Source organism: Streptomyces turgidiscabies Car8 (assembly GCF_000331005.1).
GTDB lineage: Bacteria > Actinomycetota > Actinomycetes > Streptomycetales > Streptomycetaceae > Streptomyces > Streptomyces turgidiscabies.
The window spans coordinates 1-17,774 of record NZ_AEJB01000452.1 but is presented as its reverse complement, the minus strand read 5'-3'; the positions used below and the strand labels follow the sequence as shown (position 1 = coordinate 17,774).

The 17,774-nt window shown below is 70.0% G+C and carries 17 protein-coding genes and 2 pseudogenes; 6 read left to right on the top strand and 13 right to left on the bottom strand.

Features of this window, described 5'->3' with window-relative positions:
- Positions 1–121 (top strand): annotated as a pseudogene (locus tag STRTUCAR8_RS54675) (polyphosphate kinase 2); the annotation flags it as partial.
- A gap of 162 nt (positions 122–283) precedes the next feature.
- Here the strand turns inward: STRTUCAR8_RS54675 and STRTUCAR8_RS32835 are convergent.
- The 7 genes from STRTUCAR8_RS32835 to STRTUCAR8_RS32805 all read right to left on the bottom strand — a co-directional run bounded on the left by STRTUCAR8_RS32835 (position 284) and on the right by STRTUCAR8_RS32805 (position 6,821).
- Positions 284–1,003, bottom strand: a complete 720-nt coding sequence (locus STRTUCAR8_RS32835) for a DUF3159 domain-containing protein (protein ID WP_006380502.1) — start codon at positions 1,001–1,003, stop codon at positions 284–286.
- Between the two features lie 3 nt (positions 1,004–1,006).
- Positions 1,007–1,405, bottom strand: coding sequence for an OB-fold nucleic acid binding domain-containing protein (locus STRTUCAR8_RS32830; protein ID WP_006380510.1), 399 nt, complete (start codon positions 1,403–1,405; stop codon positions 1,007–1,009).
- 68 nt (positions 1,406–1,473) lie between these two features.
- Positions 1,474–2,157, bottom strand: coding sequence for a response regulator (locus STRTUCAR8_RS32825; RefSeq protein WP_006380507.1), 684 nt, complete (start codon positions 2,155–2,157; stop codon positions 1,474–1,476).
- Complete coding sequence (locus tag STRTUCAR8_RS32820) at positions 2,154–4,772, bottom strand: sensor histidine kinase (protein WP_006380506.1); 2,619 nt, start codon at positions 4,770–4,772, stop codon at positions 2,154–2,156. Before STRTUCAR8_RS32820 ends, STRTUCAR8_RS32825 begins: the two co-directional genes overlap by 4 nt.
- A gap of 135 nt (positions 4,773–4,907) precedes the next feature.
- On the bottom strand, positions 4,908–5,672 hold the full coding sequence (locus STRTUCAR8_RS32815; protein WP_006380509.1) for a DUF3710 domain-containing protein: 765 nt from the start codon (positions 5,670–5,672) through the stop codon (positions 4,908–4,910).
- Between the two features lies 1 nt (position 5,673).
- Positions 5,674–6,240, bottom strand: coding sequence for a dUTP diphosphatase (dut, locus tag STRTUCAR8_RS32810; RefSeq protein ID WP_006380519.1), 567 nt, complete (start codon positions 6,238–6,240; stop codon positions 5,674–5,676).
- Positions 6,237–6,821 (bottom strand): PaaI family thioesterase, encoded by a 585-nt coding sequence (locus tag STRTUCAR8_RS32805; RefSeq protein WP_006380520.1) that lies wholly within the window; start codon positions 6,819–6,821, stop codon positions 6,237–6,239. The genes dut and STRTUCAR8_RS32805 overlap by 4 nt, the downstream gene beginning before the upstream one ends.
- Positions 6,822–6,877: 56 nt before the next feature.
- Here STRTUCAR8_RS32805 and STRTUCAR8_RS32800 point away from each other — a divergent pair, with 56 nt between their 5' ends.
- Complete coding sequence (locus STRTUCAR8_RS32800; RefSeq protein WP_006380504.1) at positions 6,878–7,354, top strand: DUF3093 domain-containing protein; 477 nt, start codon at positions 6,878–6,880, stop codon at positions 7,352–7,354.
- A gap of 108 nt (positions 7,355–7,462) precedes the next feature.
- Here STRTUCAR8_RS32800 and STRTUCAR8_RS32795 read toward each other — a convergent pair whose 3' ends face one another.
- The 4 genes from STRTUCAR8_RS32795 to STRTUCAR8_RS32780 form a co-directional block, all read right to left on the bottom strand.
- A complete protein-coding gene (locus STRTUCAR8_RS32795; RefSeq protein WP_078507396.1) occupies positions 7,463–8,380 on the bottom strand; it encodes a hypothetical protein in 918 nt (305 codons plus the stop codon).
- Positions 8,381–8,393: 13 nt separating this feature from the next.
- Positions 8,394–8,690: a DUF4193 domain-containing protein gene (locus STRTUCAR8_RS32790; RefSeq protein WP_006380512.1), complete on the bottom strand. Its 297-nt coding sequence runs from the start codon at positions 8,688–8,690 to the stop codon at positions 8,394–8,396.
- Between the two features lie 394 nt (positions 8,691–9,084).
- Positions 9,085–10,317 (bottom strand): sensor histidine kinase, encoded by a 1,233-nt coding sequence (locus STRTUCAR8_RS32785; protein WP_006380508.1) that lies wholly within the window; start codon positions 10,315–10,317, stop codon positions 9,085–9,087.
- Between the two features lie 6 nt (positions 10,318–10,323).
- The gene (locus STRTUCAR8_RS32780) at positions 10,324–10,977 is read right to left on the bottom strand and encodes a response regulator transcription factor (RefSeq protein ID WP_006380516.1); all 654 of its coding nucleotides are present in this window, start codon (positions 10,975–10,977) and stop codon (positions 10,324–10,326) included.
- Positions 10,978–11,410: 433 nt separating this feature from the next.
- Here STRTUCAR8_RS32780 and STRTUCAR8_RS53565 point away from each other — a divergent pair, with 433 nt between their 5' ends.
- Positions 11,411–11,584, top strand: a complete 174-nt coding sequence (locus STRTUCAR8_RS53565; RefSeq protein WP_179200522.1) for a hypothetical protein — start codon at positions 11,411–11,413, stop codon at positions 11,582–11,584.
- A gap of 106 nt (positions 11,585–11,690) precedes the next feature.
- On the opposite strand, the gene STRTUCAR8_RS32775 is transcribed toward STRTUCAR8_RS53565, so the two are convergent.
- Together STRTUCAR8_RS32775 and STRTUCAR8_RS32770 are read right to left on the bottom strand one after the other, a co-directional pair.
- Positions 11,691–12,506: an inositol monophosphatase family protein gene (locus STRTUCAR8_RS32775; protein WP_006380514.1), complete on the bottom strand. Its 816-nt coding sequence runs from the start codon at positions 12,504–12,506 to the stop codon at positions 11,691–11,693.
- An 8-nt stretch (positions 12,507–12,514) separates the two neighbouring features.
- Complete coding sequence (locus STRTUCAR8_RS32770) at positions 12,515–13,642, bottom strand: ferrochelatase (protein ID WP_006380515.1); 1,128 nt, start codon at positions 13,640–13,642, stop codon at positions 12,515–12,517.
- A gap of 135 nt (positions 13,643–13,777) precedes the next feature.
- Between STRTUCAR8_RS32770 and STRTUCAR8_RS32765 the strand changes: the two are divergent.
- From STRTUCAR8_RS32765 to sepH, 3 genes and pseudogenes are all read left to right on the top strand, one after another.
- Positions 13,778–15,031, top strand: a pseudogene (locus STRTUCAR8_RS32765) (MFS transporter); the annotation flags it as partial.
- Entirely contained in the window at positions 14,991–16,310 is a 1,320-nt protein-coding gene (locus STRTUCAR8_RS32760; protein WP_006380511.1) for a D-arabinono-1,4-lactone oxidase, read from the top strand. The pseudogene STRTUCAR8_RS32765 and the gene STRTUCAR8_RS32760, both read left to right, overlap by 41 nt.
- 407 nt (positions 16,311–16,717) lie before the next feature.
- A complete protein-coding gene (sepH, locus tag STRTUCAR8_RS32755) occupies positions 16,718–17,743 on the top strand; it encodes a septation protein SepH (protein ID WP_006380503.1) in 1,026 nt (341 codons plus the stop codon).
- The last annotated feature ends 31 nt before the right edge of the window (positions 17,744–17,774 follow it).

Sequence of the window (17,774 nt, the reverse complement as noted above, 5' to 3'; positions counted from 1 at the left end):
TCCCCTCATCGTCGGCGCCGCCAACACCCTCCTGGAGCCCGGCGAGGAGGACACCACCCTCTCGCCCACGCCTCTCTCCCACCGCACCAGCGGGCCCGGCAGTCATCCGGGTTCCACCTGACGCGGGGGCGGACCGACGGGACAGACGTGTCGGCCGCGATCCCGCTGACCGGCGTGCTCATCGAGCCGGGCGCTGTTCCGTCGGGACGGTCAGGGACGGCAAGGGGCGTTCGGGACGCCACTCGTCCAGCGCGGCCCCCGCGGTGTTCCACCCCCACACCCTCTACTCGGAAGCAGCAGCCGCGGCCTTGCGCTCCTCTTCCGCCCGCTCCTCCGCCTCCATCTCCGCGAACACGTCGATCGGCGCCGGCGCCTTCGCCAGGAACACCCACGTGAGCCACACGGCCAGCAGGAACGGCGGGATCTTCAACGCCACCAGCACCCACCCGAGCGACGCGGTGTCCGCCCACAGGTACAGCGGGAAGAGAATCGCGCACTTGGCGAGCAGGATCAGCCCCCACGCCCAACTGGCCTTCGTGTACGCCTTCTTGCGCCCCGGATTGCGGGTACGCCAGGAGAGGTTCTCCTTGAAGACCGGGCCGAGGATCAGTCCGAGCAGCGGAACACCGGCCAGCGTCGTGATGATGTACGCCAGCGCCAGCCCCAGCGTGTAGAACATGCCGGGCAGATAGAAGTTCTTGGCGTTGCCCGTCATCATCGCGAAGACGACACCAAAGGCGACACCGAACACACCACTGAAGGCGTGCTTGACGGTGTCCTTCATGACGAGGCGCACCACGACCAGCAGTACCGAGACAGCGAGGGCCGCGATGGCCGACGCGTGCAGGTCCTTGTTGATCGTGTAGATCGTGACGAAGAGCAGCCCCGGCAGGACCGTCTCGATCATGCCCCGCAGACCGCCGAACGCCTCGAAGAGCGCGGCCTCGGTCACCGCCCTGGAATCGTGCTGGGCGTCTTCGGTCGGCTTGTCGAGCGACGTCACCGGCTACTCCCGTCCGAGGGGTCTCAGTTCGTATTTCGGATTGAACAGCACACGGCGGCCCCGGCTCATCGAGATCCGCCCCGACGCGATCAGCTTGCGTCCCGGCTCTATCCCGACGATGGAGCGTCTGCCGAGCCACACCACGTCCAGCGCGGCCGAGCCGTCGAAGAGCTCGGCCTCCAGGGCCGGAACCCCGGCTCTCGGCCGCAGCGTGACCGTGCGCAACGTACCAGTAACCGTCACCACCTGTCGGTCGTGGCAGTCACCGATACGCGTACAGCCCGCGGTCGCGGTGTCCTCGCGCAGTTCCTCGGACTCCAGATCCTCCTGCGACGAGGAGAGCCGGTCGAGCATGCGCCGAAACCGGCCCACCGGCTTCTCGGAACGAGGAACAGCACTCATACCTGAAGCGTACCGGCGCCCACCGACACCGACGTACCCCGGGAACGACTGCCTCCCCGGGAACGGCACTACCGCTCGAACCGGTACCCCATCCCGGGTTCGGTGATGAAGTGCTTCGGATGCGAGGGATCCGCCTCCAGCTTGCGCCGCAACTGCGCCATGTAGACGCGCAGATAGTTGGTCTCCGTCCCGTACGAGGGCCCCCACACCTCCTGGAGCAGCTGTTTCTGGCTGACCAGCCGGCCCGTGTTGCGCACGAGCACCTCCAGCAGATGCCACTCCGTGGGAGTCAGCCGTACGTCGCGCCCCGCGCGGTGGACCTTTTTCGCAGCCAGGTCGACGGTGAACTCGTCGGTCTCCACCATGACGTCGTCCTCTCCGCTTCCCGTCGGCTCGGCCCGGCGGACGGCGGCTCTGAGCCGGGCCAGCAGTTCGTCCATGCCGAAGGGCTTGGTGACGTAGTCGTCGGCGCCCGCGTCGAGTGCCTCGACCTTCTCGTCGGACGAGTGCCGGGCCGACAGCACCAGGATGGGCACCCGGGTCCACCCCCGGAGGCCCTTGATCACCTCGACGCCGTCCATGTCGGGCAGTCCCAGGTCGAGCACGACCACGTCGGGGTGCCGGGCGGCGGCGAGTTCGAGGGCGGTGGCACCGTCGGGGGCCGAGTCGACCTCGTACTTGCGCGCCCTGAGGTTGATCACGAGGGCCCGCACGATCTGCGGCTCGTCCTCGACCACCAGCACCCGGGTCATGACACCTGCCTCTCCGACTCCACCGGCAACGCCGGCCCCGCTGACACTTCTGGTCCCATTTCCGCGCCCCCCGCTCCACCACCGAGCAGCAGCTCGGCCCCGTCACCGGCCCCTGTTCCCATCCTCGCCGCCCGCACCGTGAGCACCATGCTGAGCCCGCCCCCAGGCGTGTCCTCGGCCCGCAGGGTGCCGCCCATCGCCTCGGCGAACCCCCGGGCCACCGCGAGCCCCAGCCCCACCCCGGCCCCGCGCGGGGCGTCACCGTACCGCTGGAAGGGCTCGAAGATGCGGTCCTTCGCCTCGTCCGGCACGCCCGGCCCCCGGTCCACCACCCGCACCTCCACCCGCTCGGCGATCGCGCTGGCGGCCACCAGCACCGTCTCCCCGTCCGGGCTGTACTTGACGGCGTTCTCGACCAGGTTGGCCACCGACCGCTCCAGCAGTCCGGGATCGACGGCGACCATCGGCAGGGTCTCGGGAATGTCCAGCTCCACGCTGTCCTCGGGTACGCCTCCCAGCGCCATCGGCACCACCTCGTCGAGGTCGATCTCCCTGATCAGCGGGTTGACGGTGCCGGTCTGGAGCCGGGACATGTCCAGCAGGTTGCCCACGAGATGGTCGAGCCGGTCGGCGCCGTCCTCGATGCCGGCCAGCAGTTCGGCCCGGTCCTCCTCGGACCACGCCACGTCGTCCGACCGCAGCGACGAGACCGCCGCCTTGATCCCGGCCAGCGGCGTACGGAGGTCATGGCTGACGGCGGCCAGCAGCGCCGTGCGGATCCGGTTGCCCTCGGCTAGGGTACGGGCCTGGTCGGCCTGGGACTGAAGGCGCCGGCGGTCCAGCACCACGGCCGCCTGGGCGGCGAACGCGGCCAGCACGCGCCGGTCGGCGGCGGGCAGGACCCGGCCGGACAGAGCGAGCGCCATGTGGTCGCCGACCGGCATGTCCACGTCGGCGTCCTCCGGCCGCGCCACCGCCTGACGGGTGCCGACACTGCCCGCGCAGGTCCACGGATCGACGTCGGAGGCGCGCTCCAGCAGGGCCACGGAGTCCATCCCGAAGGTCTCCCGGACCCGGTCGAGGAGCGCCTCCAGGCTGGTCTCGCCGCGCAGGACGCTGCCCGCGAGGAAGGAGAGGATCTCCGACTCGGCCCGCAGCCGGGCGGCCTGGTGGGTGCGCCGGGCGGCCAGGTCCACCACGGACGCCACCGACACGGCGACCCCGAAGAAGATCACGAGCGCGACGATGTTCTTCGGGTTGGCGATGGTCAGCCGGTGGTACGGCGGCGTGTAGTAGTAGTTCAGCAGCAGCGAGCCGACCGCCGCCGAGGCCAGCGCCGGGTAGAGGCCGCCGAGCAGGGCCGCCGCCACCGTGAGCGCCAGGAACAGCAGCATGTCGTTGGCGAGGCCGAGGTCGACGGCGTTCAGCAGCAGCGCGAGGCACACCGGACCCGCCACGCCGACCAGCCAGCCCCAGACGATCCGCGCCCGACCGAGCCGCGCTCCCCGGGCCACGGGCAGTCCGCGTCCCTTGCCGGCCTCGTCGTGGGTGATCAGATGGACGTCGAGGTCAGGCCCCGAGTCCCGGGCCACGGTCGCGCCGACGCCGGGTCCGAACACGTACTGCCAGGTCTTGCGCCGGGAGACGCCCAGCACGATCTGCGTGGCGTTCACACCCCGCGCGAAGTCCAGCAGGGCCACCGGGACGTCGTCACCGACCACGTGATGAAACGTTCCGCCCAGGTCTTCGACCAGTGTGCGCTGGACGGCGAGCTCCTTCGGTGAGGCGTTGGTCAGACCGTCACTGCGGGCGACGTAGACGGCCATGACCTCGCCGCCGGCGCCCTTCTCCGCGAGCCGTGCGGCCCGCCGGATCAGCGTGCGTCCCTCGGGTCCGCCGGTCAGCCCGACGACGATCCGCTCGCGCGAGCCCCAGATCCTGGAGACCTGGTGCTCGCTGCGGTACTCGGTCAGGTACTCGTCGACCCGGTCCGCCACCCACAGCAGCGCCAGCTCCCGCAGAGCGGTCAGGTTCCCGGGCCGGAAGTAGTTGGCGAGAGCCGCGTCGACCTTGTCGGACTTGTAGATGTTGCCGTGGGCCATCCGCCGCCGCAGCGCCTGCGGGGACATGTCGACCAGCTCGATCTGATCCGCGCGCCGGACCACCTCGTCGGGAACGGTCTCCTGCTGACGTACCCCGGTGATCGACTCGACCACGTCACCCAACGACTCGAGATGCTGGATGTTGACGGTCGATATCACGTCGATTCCGGCGGCCAGCAGCTCTTCCACGTCCTGCCAGCGCTTGGTGTTGCGCGAGCCGGGAATGTTGGTGTGCGGCAGTTCGTCCACCAGGGCGATCTGCGGCCGGCGGGCGAGCACGGCGTCCACGTCCATCTCGGTGAACACGGCTCCGCGGTAGGGCAGCTCCTTGCGGGGGATCTGCTCCAGCCCGTGGAGCATCACCTCCGTGCGCGTCCGGCCGTGGTGCTCCACGAAGGCGACCACACAGTCCGTCCCCCGCTCGACACGGCGGTGCGCCTCGGACAGCATCGCGTACGTCTTGCCGACGCCCGGTGCCGCACCGAGGTAGATCCGAAGCTTGCCGCGTCCCATGGCCTCATTGTCTTCCCGTGCCCGCCGACCGCGCAGCGTCGACCCTACGTCCAGCGATGTCGGCAAACGGGACGAGAGGCAGGCCGGAGCGGCTCTTTGACGCAACTCTGACGCGCCGGTGAACGGGCGCTGCCGCTAACGGACCTCGGTGATCTCCGGTCCGCGCTGCAGCTGGCCCATGCCCCCACCGAAGCGGGAACCGGCCTCTTCCTGCTGGACACCCTCGGGCACCATCTGGGCGTCGTTCGGCAGCTTCAGGACGATCGGGTCGCGAGGCGCCATGGGCCCCTCGCCACGGACGACGACCGTGTCCCTGAAGATCTGCTCCAGCAGACCGGCGGCCTGCGGCTGCACGGCACCCTGACCGGAGATGACCCCGCGCAGGAACCACCGCGGACCGTCCACACCGACGAACCGTACGACCTGGAAACCGCCTGTGCCGTCCGGCAGTTGCACCGGCACCTGCGCCCGCAGCTCCCAGCCCAGCGGCCCCTCGACCTCGTCGACGATGCCACCCTGCTGGGTGATGCCGCTGGCGATCTCCTCGCGCACCTCGCCCCAGATGCCCTCGCGCTTGGGCGCGGCGAAGGCCTGGAGCTGCACGGCGCTGTCGCGCAGCACGACGGTCGCCGCGACGATCGCGTCGCCCGCGACCTCTACCCGCAGTTCCATGCCGTCGACCCCGGGCACGAACAGTCCGCCCAGGTCGACCCGGCCCTCGCCGGGCTCGCGCACCTCGGTGTCGTCCCAGGGTCCGTCGGGACGCGGCTCCGGCTCCAGCCGGACGCGCGAACGCGAACCCGCTGCTTCGTCCGCCTCAGTGTCGACGCTGTCGACGACCTGCTCGGCCTCGCCGGCCGCGTCCTCGGCGGCACCCTTCTTCTTGCGACGTCCGAACACGTCACTGTCCTTCCCGGTCGGATACGACCGAAGCGTATCGATTCCCACCCGTTGTGCCGCCAACCGCGGCCTGACCGCTGTGACCGCTCGCACCGCCCACCGAGGCGTGACCGCCGGTGGACCCGAAGCCCCCCTCGGCCCGCGCCGAGCCGGGAAGTTCCGCGACCTCCCGGAAGCGGACCTTCTCGACCTGCTGGACGACCAGTTGGGCAATCCTGTCGAAGCGCTCGAATCGCACGGGTTCGTGCGGGTCGAGATTCACCACGATCACCTTGATCTCCCCACGGTACCCGGCATCAACCGTCCCCGGGGCATTCACCAGAGCGACACCGCACCGGGCCGCCAGCCCCGAACGGGGGTGCACGAAGGCCGCGTACCCCTCCGGGAGCGCGACAGACACGCCGGTCGGCAGAACAGCCCGTTCGCCGGGCGCCAGTTCGCACCCCTGCGTGGTACGCAGATCGGCTCCGGCGTCGCCCGGCTGCGCGTACGCCGGAAGCGGTACGTCCGGATCGACGCGCCGGATGAGGACGTCCAGGGGCGCACGGCCCTCGGATACGGGGCTCACGGGTTCACCTCGAATGCGCGGGCGCGCCGGACCTGGTCCGGGTCGCTCATGGCGGCCCGGATCTCCTCCGGGCGGCCGTTGTCGATGAAGTGGTCGACCTTGACCTCGATGAAGAGAGCCTGGGCGCGCACCGCGACGGGCCCGTCGGGGCCGCCGATGCGTCCGGTGGCGGTCGAGTAGATCTTCCGACCGGCCACGGCTGTGACCTCGGCCTCCAGGTACAGCAGGGTGTCGACGGGGACGGGCCGGACGAACTCGGTCTCCAGCTTTCCGGTCACGGCGATGGTGCGCAGCAGCCAGTTCAGCGAGCCGAGGGTCTCGTCCAGCGCGCTGGCGAGCACACCGCCGTGGGCGAGGCCGGGGGCGCCCTGGTGGGCGGCGCGCACGGTGAACTCGGCGGTGACCGTGACACCGTCGCCGGCCCGGGCCGCGAGGTGCAGTCCGTGGGCCTGCCCGTCACCACATCCGAAACACTGTTCGTAGTGGGCACCGAGCAGTTCGCCGGGCGCGGGCGCGTCCGGGTGCCGCACGGGCGCCACGGCGTCGGCGGGGGGCTGCAGAGCTGCTGAAGGACCACTCACAGCCGCAGACTACCCGCGAGTCGGCCCTCGACCGACACCATGCCAAGCTTGGCTCCATGCAGCTTTCCGCCTCCCCCTACGAAGAACGCCTCACGGCCCCGCGCTCCTGGTGGCTGATCTCGTTCCTGGTGGGCGTCTCCTTCGCCCTGATCCTGCTCCCGTTCGGCACGCTGCCCCTGCTCGGCGGCCTGGTGGGCGGCACCGCCGTGGCCGCGGTGGCGGCGAGTTCGTACGGTTCGATCCGGATCCGGGTCGTGGGGGACTCGTTGATCGCCGGAGAGGCGAAGATCCCGGTGGCGGCCCTGGGCGAGGCGGAGATCCTGGACGCGGAGGAGGCCCGCGCCTGGCGCACGTACAAGGCCGACACCCGCGCCTTCATGCTCCTGCGCTCCTACATCCCCACGGCGCTGCGCGTCCAGGTCACGGACCCCGAGGACCCCACCCCGTACCTGTATCTGTCGACGCGGGAGCCCGAACAACTGGTCGCCGCCCTGGAATCTGCGCGAGCGGCGGCCCCGCGCGACGCGGGCTGAAACCGACCGGAACCGCGGCTCGCGGGCGTCGGCAAATTCTTCATCGGCGGCGGGCAAAGACTTGCTCGCCGCGCCTGTGTCCGGAGTCGCCCGCGCCCTTCGGCGCCCCTACGTCCCGAGTTCCTTCGGCGCGTCGCCGAGGTCCAGCGCGTCGGTGGGCGGCTCCAGCGGGGGCAGTTCCGGGAGCTGTTCCCAGGGGACCTGGAATCTGCGCAGGTCCTTGCGGATACGGTCCGCGAGTCTTCTGGTGTCGCGCCGGTTCATGACCGCGCCGACGGCGGCGCCCACCATGAACGGCATCAGGTTGGGCAGGTCGCGGACCATCCGCTTCATGATCTGCTGACGCAGTTCGCGCTTCATCTGGCCACCGAGGGCCGAGTTGATCGTCGACGGCTTCGTCACGTCGATCCCGCGCTCACCCGACCACGAGTTCAGGTAGGCGGTGCTGCGCTGCTTGAGGCTGCCCGGCGGTCGTGCGCCGTAGACCTCGTGGAGTTCGGCGATCATTTTCAGCTCGATCGCGGCCACACCGGTGATCTCGGCGGCCAGTTCGGTCGGCATGGCCGGTGGCACCGGCAGCATCGCCGCCGCCCCGATGCCCGCGCCGACGGTCGCCGTGGCGCTCGCGGCGCCCGCGACGAGCTTGTCCGCGAGTTGCTCGGGCCCGAGGCCCGGGAACTGCCGACGGAGGGTGGCGAGGTCGCGTACGGGGATACGCGGGGCGTTCTCGATGATTCGGTCGGTGATGTAGGCCAGGCCCGCTCTGGCGCGGCTGCCGCCCTTGCGGACGCCTTCTCTGGCCTTCTGGATCGCCTTCCGTCGCCCGGCGACGGGTGCGGAAGGCTCGGCCGGCACCGGGAGGTCATCCCCGTGGTCGGCCGGCCCGGCGGCCGGTTCGAGCGAGGCCGATCCTGTATCGGATGAGCCCCGCTCGTCGTCACGCACACCATGAGGGCCGTCCTGCGGCCCCTGGTCCGCTCCCCGCGAGGGGAAGCGGCGCTTCCAAGGAGGGGTCGAGCCAGTCACGGCCGACCCTGCCTCAGTCGCAGTCGCGGCAGATCGGCTGACCGTTCTTCTCGCGGGCCAGCTGACTGCGGTGGTGCACCAGGAAGCAGGTCATGCAGGTGAACTCGTCCTGCTGCTTGGGCAGCACCCGGACGGCCAACTCCTCGTTCGAGAGGTCCGCTCCGGGCAGTTCGAGGCCTTCGGCGGCCTCGAATTCGTCGACGTCCACGGAGGAAGTCGACTTGTCGTTCCTCCTGGCCTTCAGTTCTTCAAGGCTGTCCGAGTCAACGTCGTCGTCGGTCTTGCGTGGGGTGTCGTAATCCGTTGCCATGTCGCGCTCTCCCCCTCTGGGTGTCTGCGGTGTCTCAGCGCAGGTAACGCGTGAGAGGCCGGACTTGTGCCCGACCTGAGGCGGAGATTTTGCCTCACATCAAGGTCTGTTACTGAATCGACACCCAACCGACCCCCTTGGGAGAGATCGGCATGGATGGCGATCGGGACCGTACACGGTCCGAATGCCGCACTTCAAAGGCGCCCCACCGTGTACTTCCCGTGATCAAGACCCCTGAAAACCCGGATTTACCGGGCCTTACGGCGACTTGCATGATCACGGTGAGTGGATGGCGGGTAATTCGCCCCTGTGATCGATCACACACGAGGCCGCCGGGAGGGTACCCCGAAAATTCCGCGCAAAGCGAACATCCTCGCGTGTCGGCGACATGATCTCAGATCGGCAGGGCGACTCGCATCACGAGCCCACCCCCCTCGCGCGGCTGGGCCGAGATGTGACCGCCGTGAGCGCGCGCCACAGAGCGCGCGATGGACAGTCCGAGGCCCACACCCTTGTCGCTGCCCGTTCGCTCCGTACGCAGCCGCCTGAAGGGCTCGAAGAGGTTGTCGATCTCGTACGCCGGGACCACGGGACCCGTGTTCGAGACCACCAGCACCGCCTGTCCGTGCTGGACCTCGGTGGTCACCTCGACCCAGCCGTCCTCCGGCACGTTGTACCGCACCGCGTTCTGTACGAGGTTCAGCGCGATCCGCTCCAGCAGCACGCCGTTGCCCTGGACGACCGCGGGATCGCGCGTCCCGCGGAACTCGACCCCCTTGGCCTCGGCCTCGGCGTGCGTCTGGTCGACGGCCTGCGTGGCGACCTCGGCGAGGTCCACCGGCTTGCGCTCGACGATCTGGTTGTCGCTGCGGGCGAGCAGCAGCAGCCCTTCGACGAGCTGCTCGCTGCGCTCGTTGGTGGCCAGCAGCGTCTTGCCGAGCTGCTGGAGCTCCGGCGGCGCCGCCGGATCCGACAGATGCACCTCCAGGAGCGTGCGATTGATCGCCAGCGGCGTTCTCAGCTCGTGCGAGGCGTTGCCGACGAACCTCTGCTGGGCGGTGAAGGCCCGCTGCAGCCGCTCCAGCATGTCGTCGAGGGTGTCCGCCAGCTCCTTCAGCTCGTCGTCGGGGCCATCCAGCTCGATCCGGCGGGACAGGTCCGAGCCAGCCACCGCGCGGGCGGTGCGGGTGATCCGTCCGAGCGGCGTCAGGACCCGGCCGGCCATGGCGTAGCCGAAGGCGAAGGCGATCACGGCGAGGCCCAGCAGCGTGATCAGCGAACGGCTGAGGAGGTTGTCCAGAGCGTGCTGCCGTTGCACGTTGACGCACTCGTTCATGGCCCTGTTGAGCACGGGCGCGGTCGGCGAGGACGGGAGATTACACGTGTCGCTGCCGACCTGACCGGAGATGACCTTGAAGGGCAGTTCACTGCCCACGTTCAGCGCGTTCGCCGCGAACAGGTAGATGATCGACAGCAGCAGGATGCCGGCGATCAGGAACATCCCCCCGTACAGCAGCGTGAGCCGTATACGGATGGTCGGGCGCAGCAACGGGAACTGCGCCTGCGGCCGGCGGGGGTCCCAGGTGGGTTTCGGGGGTGCCTGGGGAGGCGCGGGTGTCGTCGCCACGGCCGATCAGATCCGGTAGCCGGAGCCCGGCACCGTGACGATCACGGGAGGCTCGCCCAGCTTGCGGCGCAGAGTCATCACGGTCACGCGTACGACGTTGGTGAACGGGTCGGTGTTCTCGTCCCAGGCCTTCTCCAGGAGCTGCTCGGCGGAGACGACCGCGCCCTCGCTGCGCAGCAGCACCTCCAGGACGGCGAACTCCTTGGGCGCGAGCTGGACTTCCTTGCCGTCGCGGAAGACCTCGCGGCGGTTCGGGTCGAGCTTGATCCCGGCGCGCTCCAGGACGGGCGGCAGCGGCAGGCTCGTACGCCGGCCGAGGGCACGCACGCGTGCCGTCAGCTCGCTGAAGGCGAACGGCTTGGGGAGGTAGTCGTCGGCGCCGATCTCCAGCCCCTCGACCCGGTCGCTGACGTCTCCGGAGGCCGTGAGCATCAGCACGCGTGTGGGCATGCCGAGTTCGACGATCTTGCGGCAGACGTCGTCGCCGTGCACCAGCGGGAGGTCCCGGTCCAGGACGACCACGTCGTAGTCGTTGACGCCGATGCGTTCCAGGGCCGCCGCGCCGTCGTACACGACGTCGACGGCCATGGCCTCCCGGCGCAGTCCGGTGGCCACCGCATCGGCGAGCAGTTGCTCGTCCTCGACGACGAGTACGCGCACGTCGTTTGTCCTTCCTCGGGGTCGCCCGCGGGCCGGGACGGCACGTTGGCGGAAACTTTTCCTGCGGTCAGGCCTCCATCCTGCCGCTTTGGTCCGTAAACCGGTTGTAAGAGGCCCTTGGGCGATCGCCGCACGGCACCTTCCGGCCGACCGGGGCCGCTCCGGGGGCGGTGGCGGGAAGAAATCTTGGCGGGTTGAGGTTTCCTCCGCGAGGAGCGGGGGGAGGACGGCTTTACACCCCGCGATCACGCTCTGCGTGTGCCATGACACCTAGTGGTACAACGAACCGCTTTCCGCAGAGCGGGCGTGGGTGTCCGGCACCGTCGCCGCCCGGCAGGGCAGCGCTGGGCACCCAGTTGGAGACGTGATCGCCCCTTCCGAATCGGCACACCCCCGTGCCATCGACCCACGACCCAGGACGAGGGGGCGCAGCATGGACGCATTCACCGCAGGACTTCAGCAGCGCATAAGGGCGACCGAGACCGATCTGACGCGGGCTCGCGACGAGGGCGACGACTTCCTCGTCGAGGTGGAACAGGCCGAGCTCGACGACCTGCGCCGTCTTGCCGCCGAACACGGTGTGGAGGTCGGCGCGGCCAGCGTCTGATCAGTCCGCAGGATGAAGAGGAAACAGAGGGGCCCCGGCATCGATCCAGTGCCGGGGCTCCTCCCTTTTTCCCAGTTCCCTTTTCCTGTTTCCCCGTCGTGTTTCCTCAGTCGTGCCAGGCGCCGAAGTCCTCCAGGAGGCGCTGGAGGGGTTCGAAGACCCCGGGGGTGCCCGCGACCGTCAGATCGCGTGACGGGCGCTCTCCGGGGCGTCCACCGGTCAACGCGCCCGCCTCTCGGGCGATCAGGTCACCCGCTGCGACGTCCCAGGCGTTGAGGCCCCGTTCGTAGTAGCCGTCCAGGCGGCCGGACGCCACGTCGCACAGGTCGACCGCGGCCGAGCCGCCGCGCCGGATGTCGCGCAGCAGCGGGATCAGCAGCCGGGCCACCTCGGCCTGGTGGGCCTTGACCTCGGCGACGTAGTTGAAGCCCGTCGACACCAGCGCCTGGTCCAGGGGCGGGGCCGGGCGGACCGCCAGCCGGCGCTCGCTCTCCCAGGCACCGGTCGCCCAGGCTCCCCCGCCACGCACCGCGTGGTACGTCTCGCCGCGCATCGGCGCCGCGACCACGCCGACGATGCGCTCGCCGTCCTGCTCGGCCGCGATGGAGACGGCCCAAGTGGGCAGTCCGTACAGGTAGTTGACCGTGCCGTCGAGCGGGTCGATGACCCACCGGATGCCGCTGCCGCCCTCGCTGGAAGCACCCTCCTCGCCGAGGAAACCGTCGTCCGGGCGCTCCTCGGAGATCACGTCGGTGATCAGCTTCTCCGCCGCGATGTCCATCTCCGTGACGACGTCGATGGGGCTGGACTTGGTGGCGGCGACCGCGAGATCGGCCGGCCGGCCGTCCCGGAGCAGCTCTCCCGCGCGGCGGGCCGCCTCCTGGGCGAGCCGGAGCAGTTCGGGCAGCAGGGGGTCGGTCACAGGAGTCCTCACGCGTACGGGCTGTCGGCGCCCGCGGCGGCGGGCCTGGGGGCACGGGACGGGCAGCAGCCCACGGGGCAGAGGTTCCGGGTGGCGCCGAGAGTGCCCAGGGCGCACGGATTGATGTCCTGCCCGTTCTCGGTGGCGGCGCGTTCCAGGACGAGTTCACGGATCGCGGCGGCGAAGCGCGGGTCGGCGCCCACCGTCGCGGAGCGGCGCATGGGCAGGCCCAGCTCCTCCGCCTTCGCCCTGGCCTCCGTGTCGAGGTCGTACAGGACCTCCATGTGGTCCGACACGAACCCGATCGGCGCGATCACGACGGCCGGGACACCGGCGCCGTGCAGGTCCTCCAGGTGGTCGCAGATGTCGGGCTCCAGCCATGGGATGTGCGGGGCGCCGGAACGCGACTGGTAGACGAGCCGCCACGGGTGGTCGACGCCGGTCCGCTCACGCACGGCGTCCGCGACCAGCTGGGCGGTGTCCAGGTGCTGCTTGACGTACGCCCCGCCGTCCCCGTGGTCCTCGACGGGCCCGGAGGTGTCGGCGGACGCGGTCGGGATGGAGTGGGTCGAGAAGGCGAGGTGCGCGCCGTCCCTGACGTCCTCGGGGAGGTCGGCGAGGGAGGTGAGCACACCCTCGATCATGGGCTCCAGGAAGCCCGGGTGGTTGAAGTAGTGGCGCAGTTTGTCGACCTCGGGCAGGTCGAGGCCCTCGGCCTCCAGGGCGGCCAGGGAGTCCGCGAGGTTCTCGCGGTACTGCCGGCAGCCCGAGTACGAGGCGTACGCGCTGGTCGCGAGGACGAGGACCCGGCGTCTGCCGTCCTGGACCATCTCGCGCAGGGTGTCGGTCAGATACGGGGCCCAGTTGCGGTTGCCCCAGTAGACCGGCAGATCCAGCCCGTGGTCCGCGAAGTCCTTGCGCAGGGCGTCCAGGAGGGCGCGGTTCTGGTCGTTGATCGGGCTGACCCCGCCGAACAGGAAGTAGTGCTGTCCGACTTCCTTGAGGCGTTCCTTGGGGATGCCCCGCCCGCGTGTCACGTTCTCCAGGAACGGAACCACGTCGTCCGGACCCTCGGGGCCGCCGAAGGAGAGCAGGAGCAGGGCGTCGTAGGGGGTGGCGTCGAGCGCATCTCGCATGGTTCCGATCCTGCCATTCCCCTCTGACAGTCGGGATCCCGGCCCTTCCCCGCGGGTGCGGGAGGGTCGCCCTGCCCGTAAGCTGTATCGGCCGTCTTCACGCCTTACCCACGTCTCCCTCACGCCGTACCGGATCGACCGGAGTCTCCCGTGCCCAGCCCCTACCGCGCCCTGTTCGCCGCCCCCGGCTCCAGGCGTTTCACCGCCGCGGGGTTCCTCGGCCGGATGCCGCTGTCGATGATGGGCATCGGCGTGGTCACGATGGTCTCCCAGCTCACCGGCAGGTACGGACTCGCGGGCGCGCTCTCGGCGACCATCGCCATGGCCGCCGCGGTGGCGGGCCCCCAGGTCTCGCGTCTGGTCGACCAGTACGGGCAGCGCCGCGTGCTGCGTCCCGCGACGCTCTGCGCGCTGCTGGCCTCGGCCGGGCTGCTGCTCGCCGCGCACTTCGGGTGGCCGGACTGGGTGCTGTTCGTGTGCAGCGCCGGCATCGGCTGCGTACCGAGCGTCGGCGCGATGACGCGGGCACGCTGGGCGGCCGTCTACCGGGACACCCCGCAGTTGCACACCGCGTACTCCTTCGAGTCCGTGGTGGACGAGGTCTGCTTCATCTTCGGGCCGATCATCTCGATCGGTCTCTCCACGGCGTGGTTCCCGGAGGCCGGGCCGCTTCTCGCCGCCTGCTTCCTGGCGGTCGGCGTCTTCTGGCTGACGTCGCAGAGCGGCACCGAGCCGAAGCCGCATCCGCGCGCGCAGCGCGGGGGCGGCTCGGCGCTGCGCTCCTCCGGCCTCAAGGTCCTGGTGGTCGCCTTCGGGGCGGTCGGGGCGATCTTCGGGGCCGTTGACGTGGTCACCGTCGCCTTCGCCGAGGAACAGGGCCACAAGGGCGCCGCGAGCGTCGTACTGGCCGTCTACGCGGCGGGCTCCTGCGCGGCGGGAGCCGTGTTCGGGCTGCTGCGCCTCCCGGGAGCCCCGGAACGCCGGTGGCTACTGGGCATATGTGCGATGGCCGTGAGTATGATCCCCCTCCTACTGGTCGGAAACTTGCCGTTCCTGGCCGTGGCGCTGTTCGTTGCGGGTCTGTCCATCGCTCCCACGATGATCACGACGATGTCCCTCATCGAACAGCACGTACCACGCGCGCAACTGACCGAGGGCATGACCTGGGTGAGCACCGGGCTCGCGGTCGGCGTCGCGCTCGGCTCCTCCGTGTCCGGCTGGGTGATCGACGCCGCCGGTGCGAGGGCCGGGTACGGGGTTCCGGTGGCGTCCGGAGCCGTCGCGGTCGCGGTCGGTTTCCTCGGGTACCGCCGGCTGAACAGACCGGCACCGTGTCGGGGAGGCACCGTTGAGCAGCACAGTGAGCGGCAAGAGCGGCACGTGGCGTAACTGGGCGGGCAACGTCACCGCCCGGCCCGCCCGGGAGGTCACGCCCGCTTCCGTGGAGGAACTGTCCGCGGCCGTTCGGAAAGCAGCCACGGACGGTCTGAAGGTGAAGGCCGTCGGCACCGGACACTCCTTCACGGCTGCCGCCGCCACCGACGGGGTGTTGATCCGCCCTCAGTTGCTGACCGGCATCCGCGATATCGACCGCGAGAACATGACGGTCACGGTCGAGGCCGGCACTCCGCTCAAGAGACTCAACCTGGCTCTCGCCCGCGAGGGTCTGTCGCTCACGAACATGGGCGACATCATGGAGCAGACGGTCTCCGGCGCCACCAGCACGGGCACGCACGGCACCGGCCGCGAGTCGGGTTCGATAGCCGCCCAGATCAGGGCACTTGAGCTGGTGACGGCCGACGGCTCGGTGCTCACCTGTTCCGAGAAGGAGAATCCGGAGGTCTTCGCGGCCGCCCGGGTCGGCATCGGCGCCCTGGGGATCCTCACCGCGATCACCTTCGCCGTGGAACCGCTCTTCCTGCTCACCGCCCGCGAGGAGCCGATGACCTTCGACAAGGTCACCAGCGCGTTCGACGAACTCTGGGCCGAGAACGAGCACTTCGAGTTCTACTGGTTCCCGCACACCGGCAACACCAACACCAAGCGCAACAATCGCAGCGCGGGCCCCGAGAAGCCGGTCAGCCCGATCAGCGGCTGGATCGAGGACGAGTTCCTCTCCAACGGCGTCTTCCAGGTGGCCCAGTTGGTCGGCCGCACGGTGCCCGCCACGATCCCGACGATCGCCCAGATCTCCAGCAAGGCCCTGTCCGCGCGGACCTACACCGACATCCCGTACAAGGTCTACACGTCTCCGCGCCGGGTGCGCTTCGTGGAGATGGAGTACGCCGTTCCGCGCGAGGCCCTGGTGGCGACACTGCGCGAACTCAAGGCGATGGTCGACCGGTCGGACATGCGCATCAGCTTCCCCGTGGAGGTGCGCACGGCCCCCGCGGACGACATCGCGCTCTCCACGGCCTCGGGCCGCGACAGCGCCTACGTCGCCGTCCACATGTTCCGCGGGACGCCCTACCAGGCGTACTTCACCGCCGCGGAGCGCATCTTCACGGCGCACGAGGGACGTCCGCACTGGGGCAAGGTGCACACACGGGACGCGGAGTACCTCGCCGGCGTCTACCCGCGCTTCGGGGAGTTCACCGCACTGCGGGACCGGCTCGACCCTGAACGCCTGTTCCAGAACGACTACTTGCGACGGGTTCTCGGCACGTAGCGAAGCGATTGGTTCCGTTTCCGATGTTTACGTGAGCTGTGCTGCGTCCGAGGTCACGCAACCGGTGGGGGAACCGTCAACTCGCACTCCCCGGCTGGAATTGGGTGGCGTGCCAATCCACGCACGTGGCCCAAATGGAGTACTGTTGCGAGCCCTGGGCCCGGTCTCCCGCCTGGGCGTCCGGGGTCCTTCCGGGGTCGTCAAGAGGGGGCTCGTTGCACAGGGTGACGGACTTTGTCACTTAGCGTTGCGAATAGATAACCGTGGCATAACGGCGACCTCGGGCCCCTGCCCGACACGCCGGGCAACTCGGCAAGGTTGTGGCAGGCTGCACCCGGGCAGGCCACACTCGACTAGCGGAAGCAGCGACGCACGTGACGTCGGCAGGCACCACCCGGGAGGTCCCCATGCCCGAACTGCGTGTCGTGGCCGTCTCTAACGACGGCACACGGCTGGTGCTGAAGGCTGCGGACAGCACGGAGTACACGCTTCCGATCGATGAGCGTCTGCGCGCCGCCGTACGCGGCGACCGTCCCCGCCTCGGCCAGATCGAGATCGAGGTGGAGAGTCATCTCCGCCCCCGCGACATCCAGGCACGCATACGTGCCGGTGCGTCGGCGGAAGAGGTGGCGCAGCTCGCCGGGATTCCGGTGGACCGCGTACGCCGCTTCGAGGGCCCCGTGCTGGCCGAGCGAGCCTTCATGGCCGAGCGGGCCCGGAAGACCCCGGTCCGCCGGCCCGGTGAGAACGCCGGTCCACAGCTCGGCGAGGCCGTGCAGGAGCGGCTGTTGATCCGTGGCGCCGAGAAGGACACCGTCCAGTGGGACTCCTGGCGCCGCGACGACGGCACCTGGGAAGTCCTGCTGGTCTACCTGGTGGCCGGCGAACCGCACTCGGCGAGCTGGACGTACGACCCACCCCGGCGGCTCGTCCAGGCCGTCGACGAGGAAGCCCGCTCACTGATCGGCGAGTCGGACGACCTCGCGGCGCCCGAACCCAGTTTCCCGTTCGTACCGCGCATCGCCCGGCTGCCGCGCGACCGCCCGCTGGACCGTCCGGTCCTGCCCGCGCCGTCGTCCGAGCTCACCGAGGAAGGCGTGAGTGCGAGCGAGCGCGACTCGCTGACGAGTCTCCTGGAAGCGGTGCCGAGTTTCCGCGGCGACATGGTCGTGCCGGAACGACCCTCCTCCACCGAAGCTCCGGAGGAACCGGTACCCGATCCCGAGGCGGAGGAGCCCCCGGCTCCCGCGGCCTCGGCCGGTTCCGCGTACGCGGACGTGCTCATGCCCCGCTCGGTCGGCGCTCACCGCGACCGCCTCGTCGGTGCCACCGACCGCCAGGCCGAGGCGGACGGCGTCCGGCCCGGCCGTAGAGCGGCGGTACCGAGCTGGGACGAGATCGTGTTCGGCACCCGCCGGAAGAACAAGGAGTAGTCACCCGTACGGACTACTCGTACGACTGTGG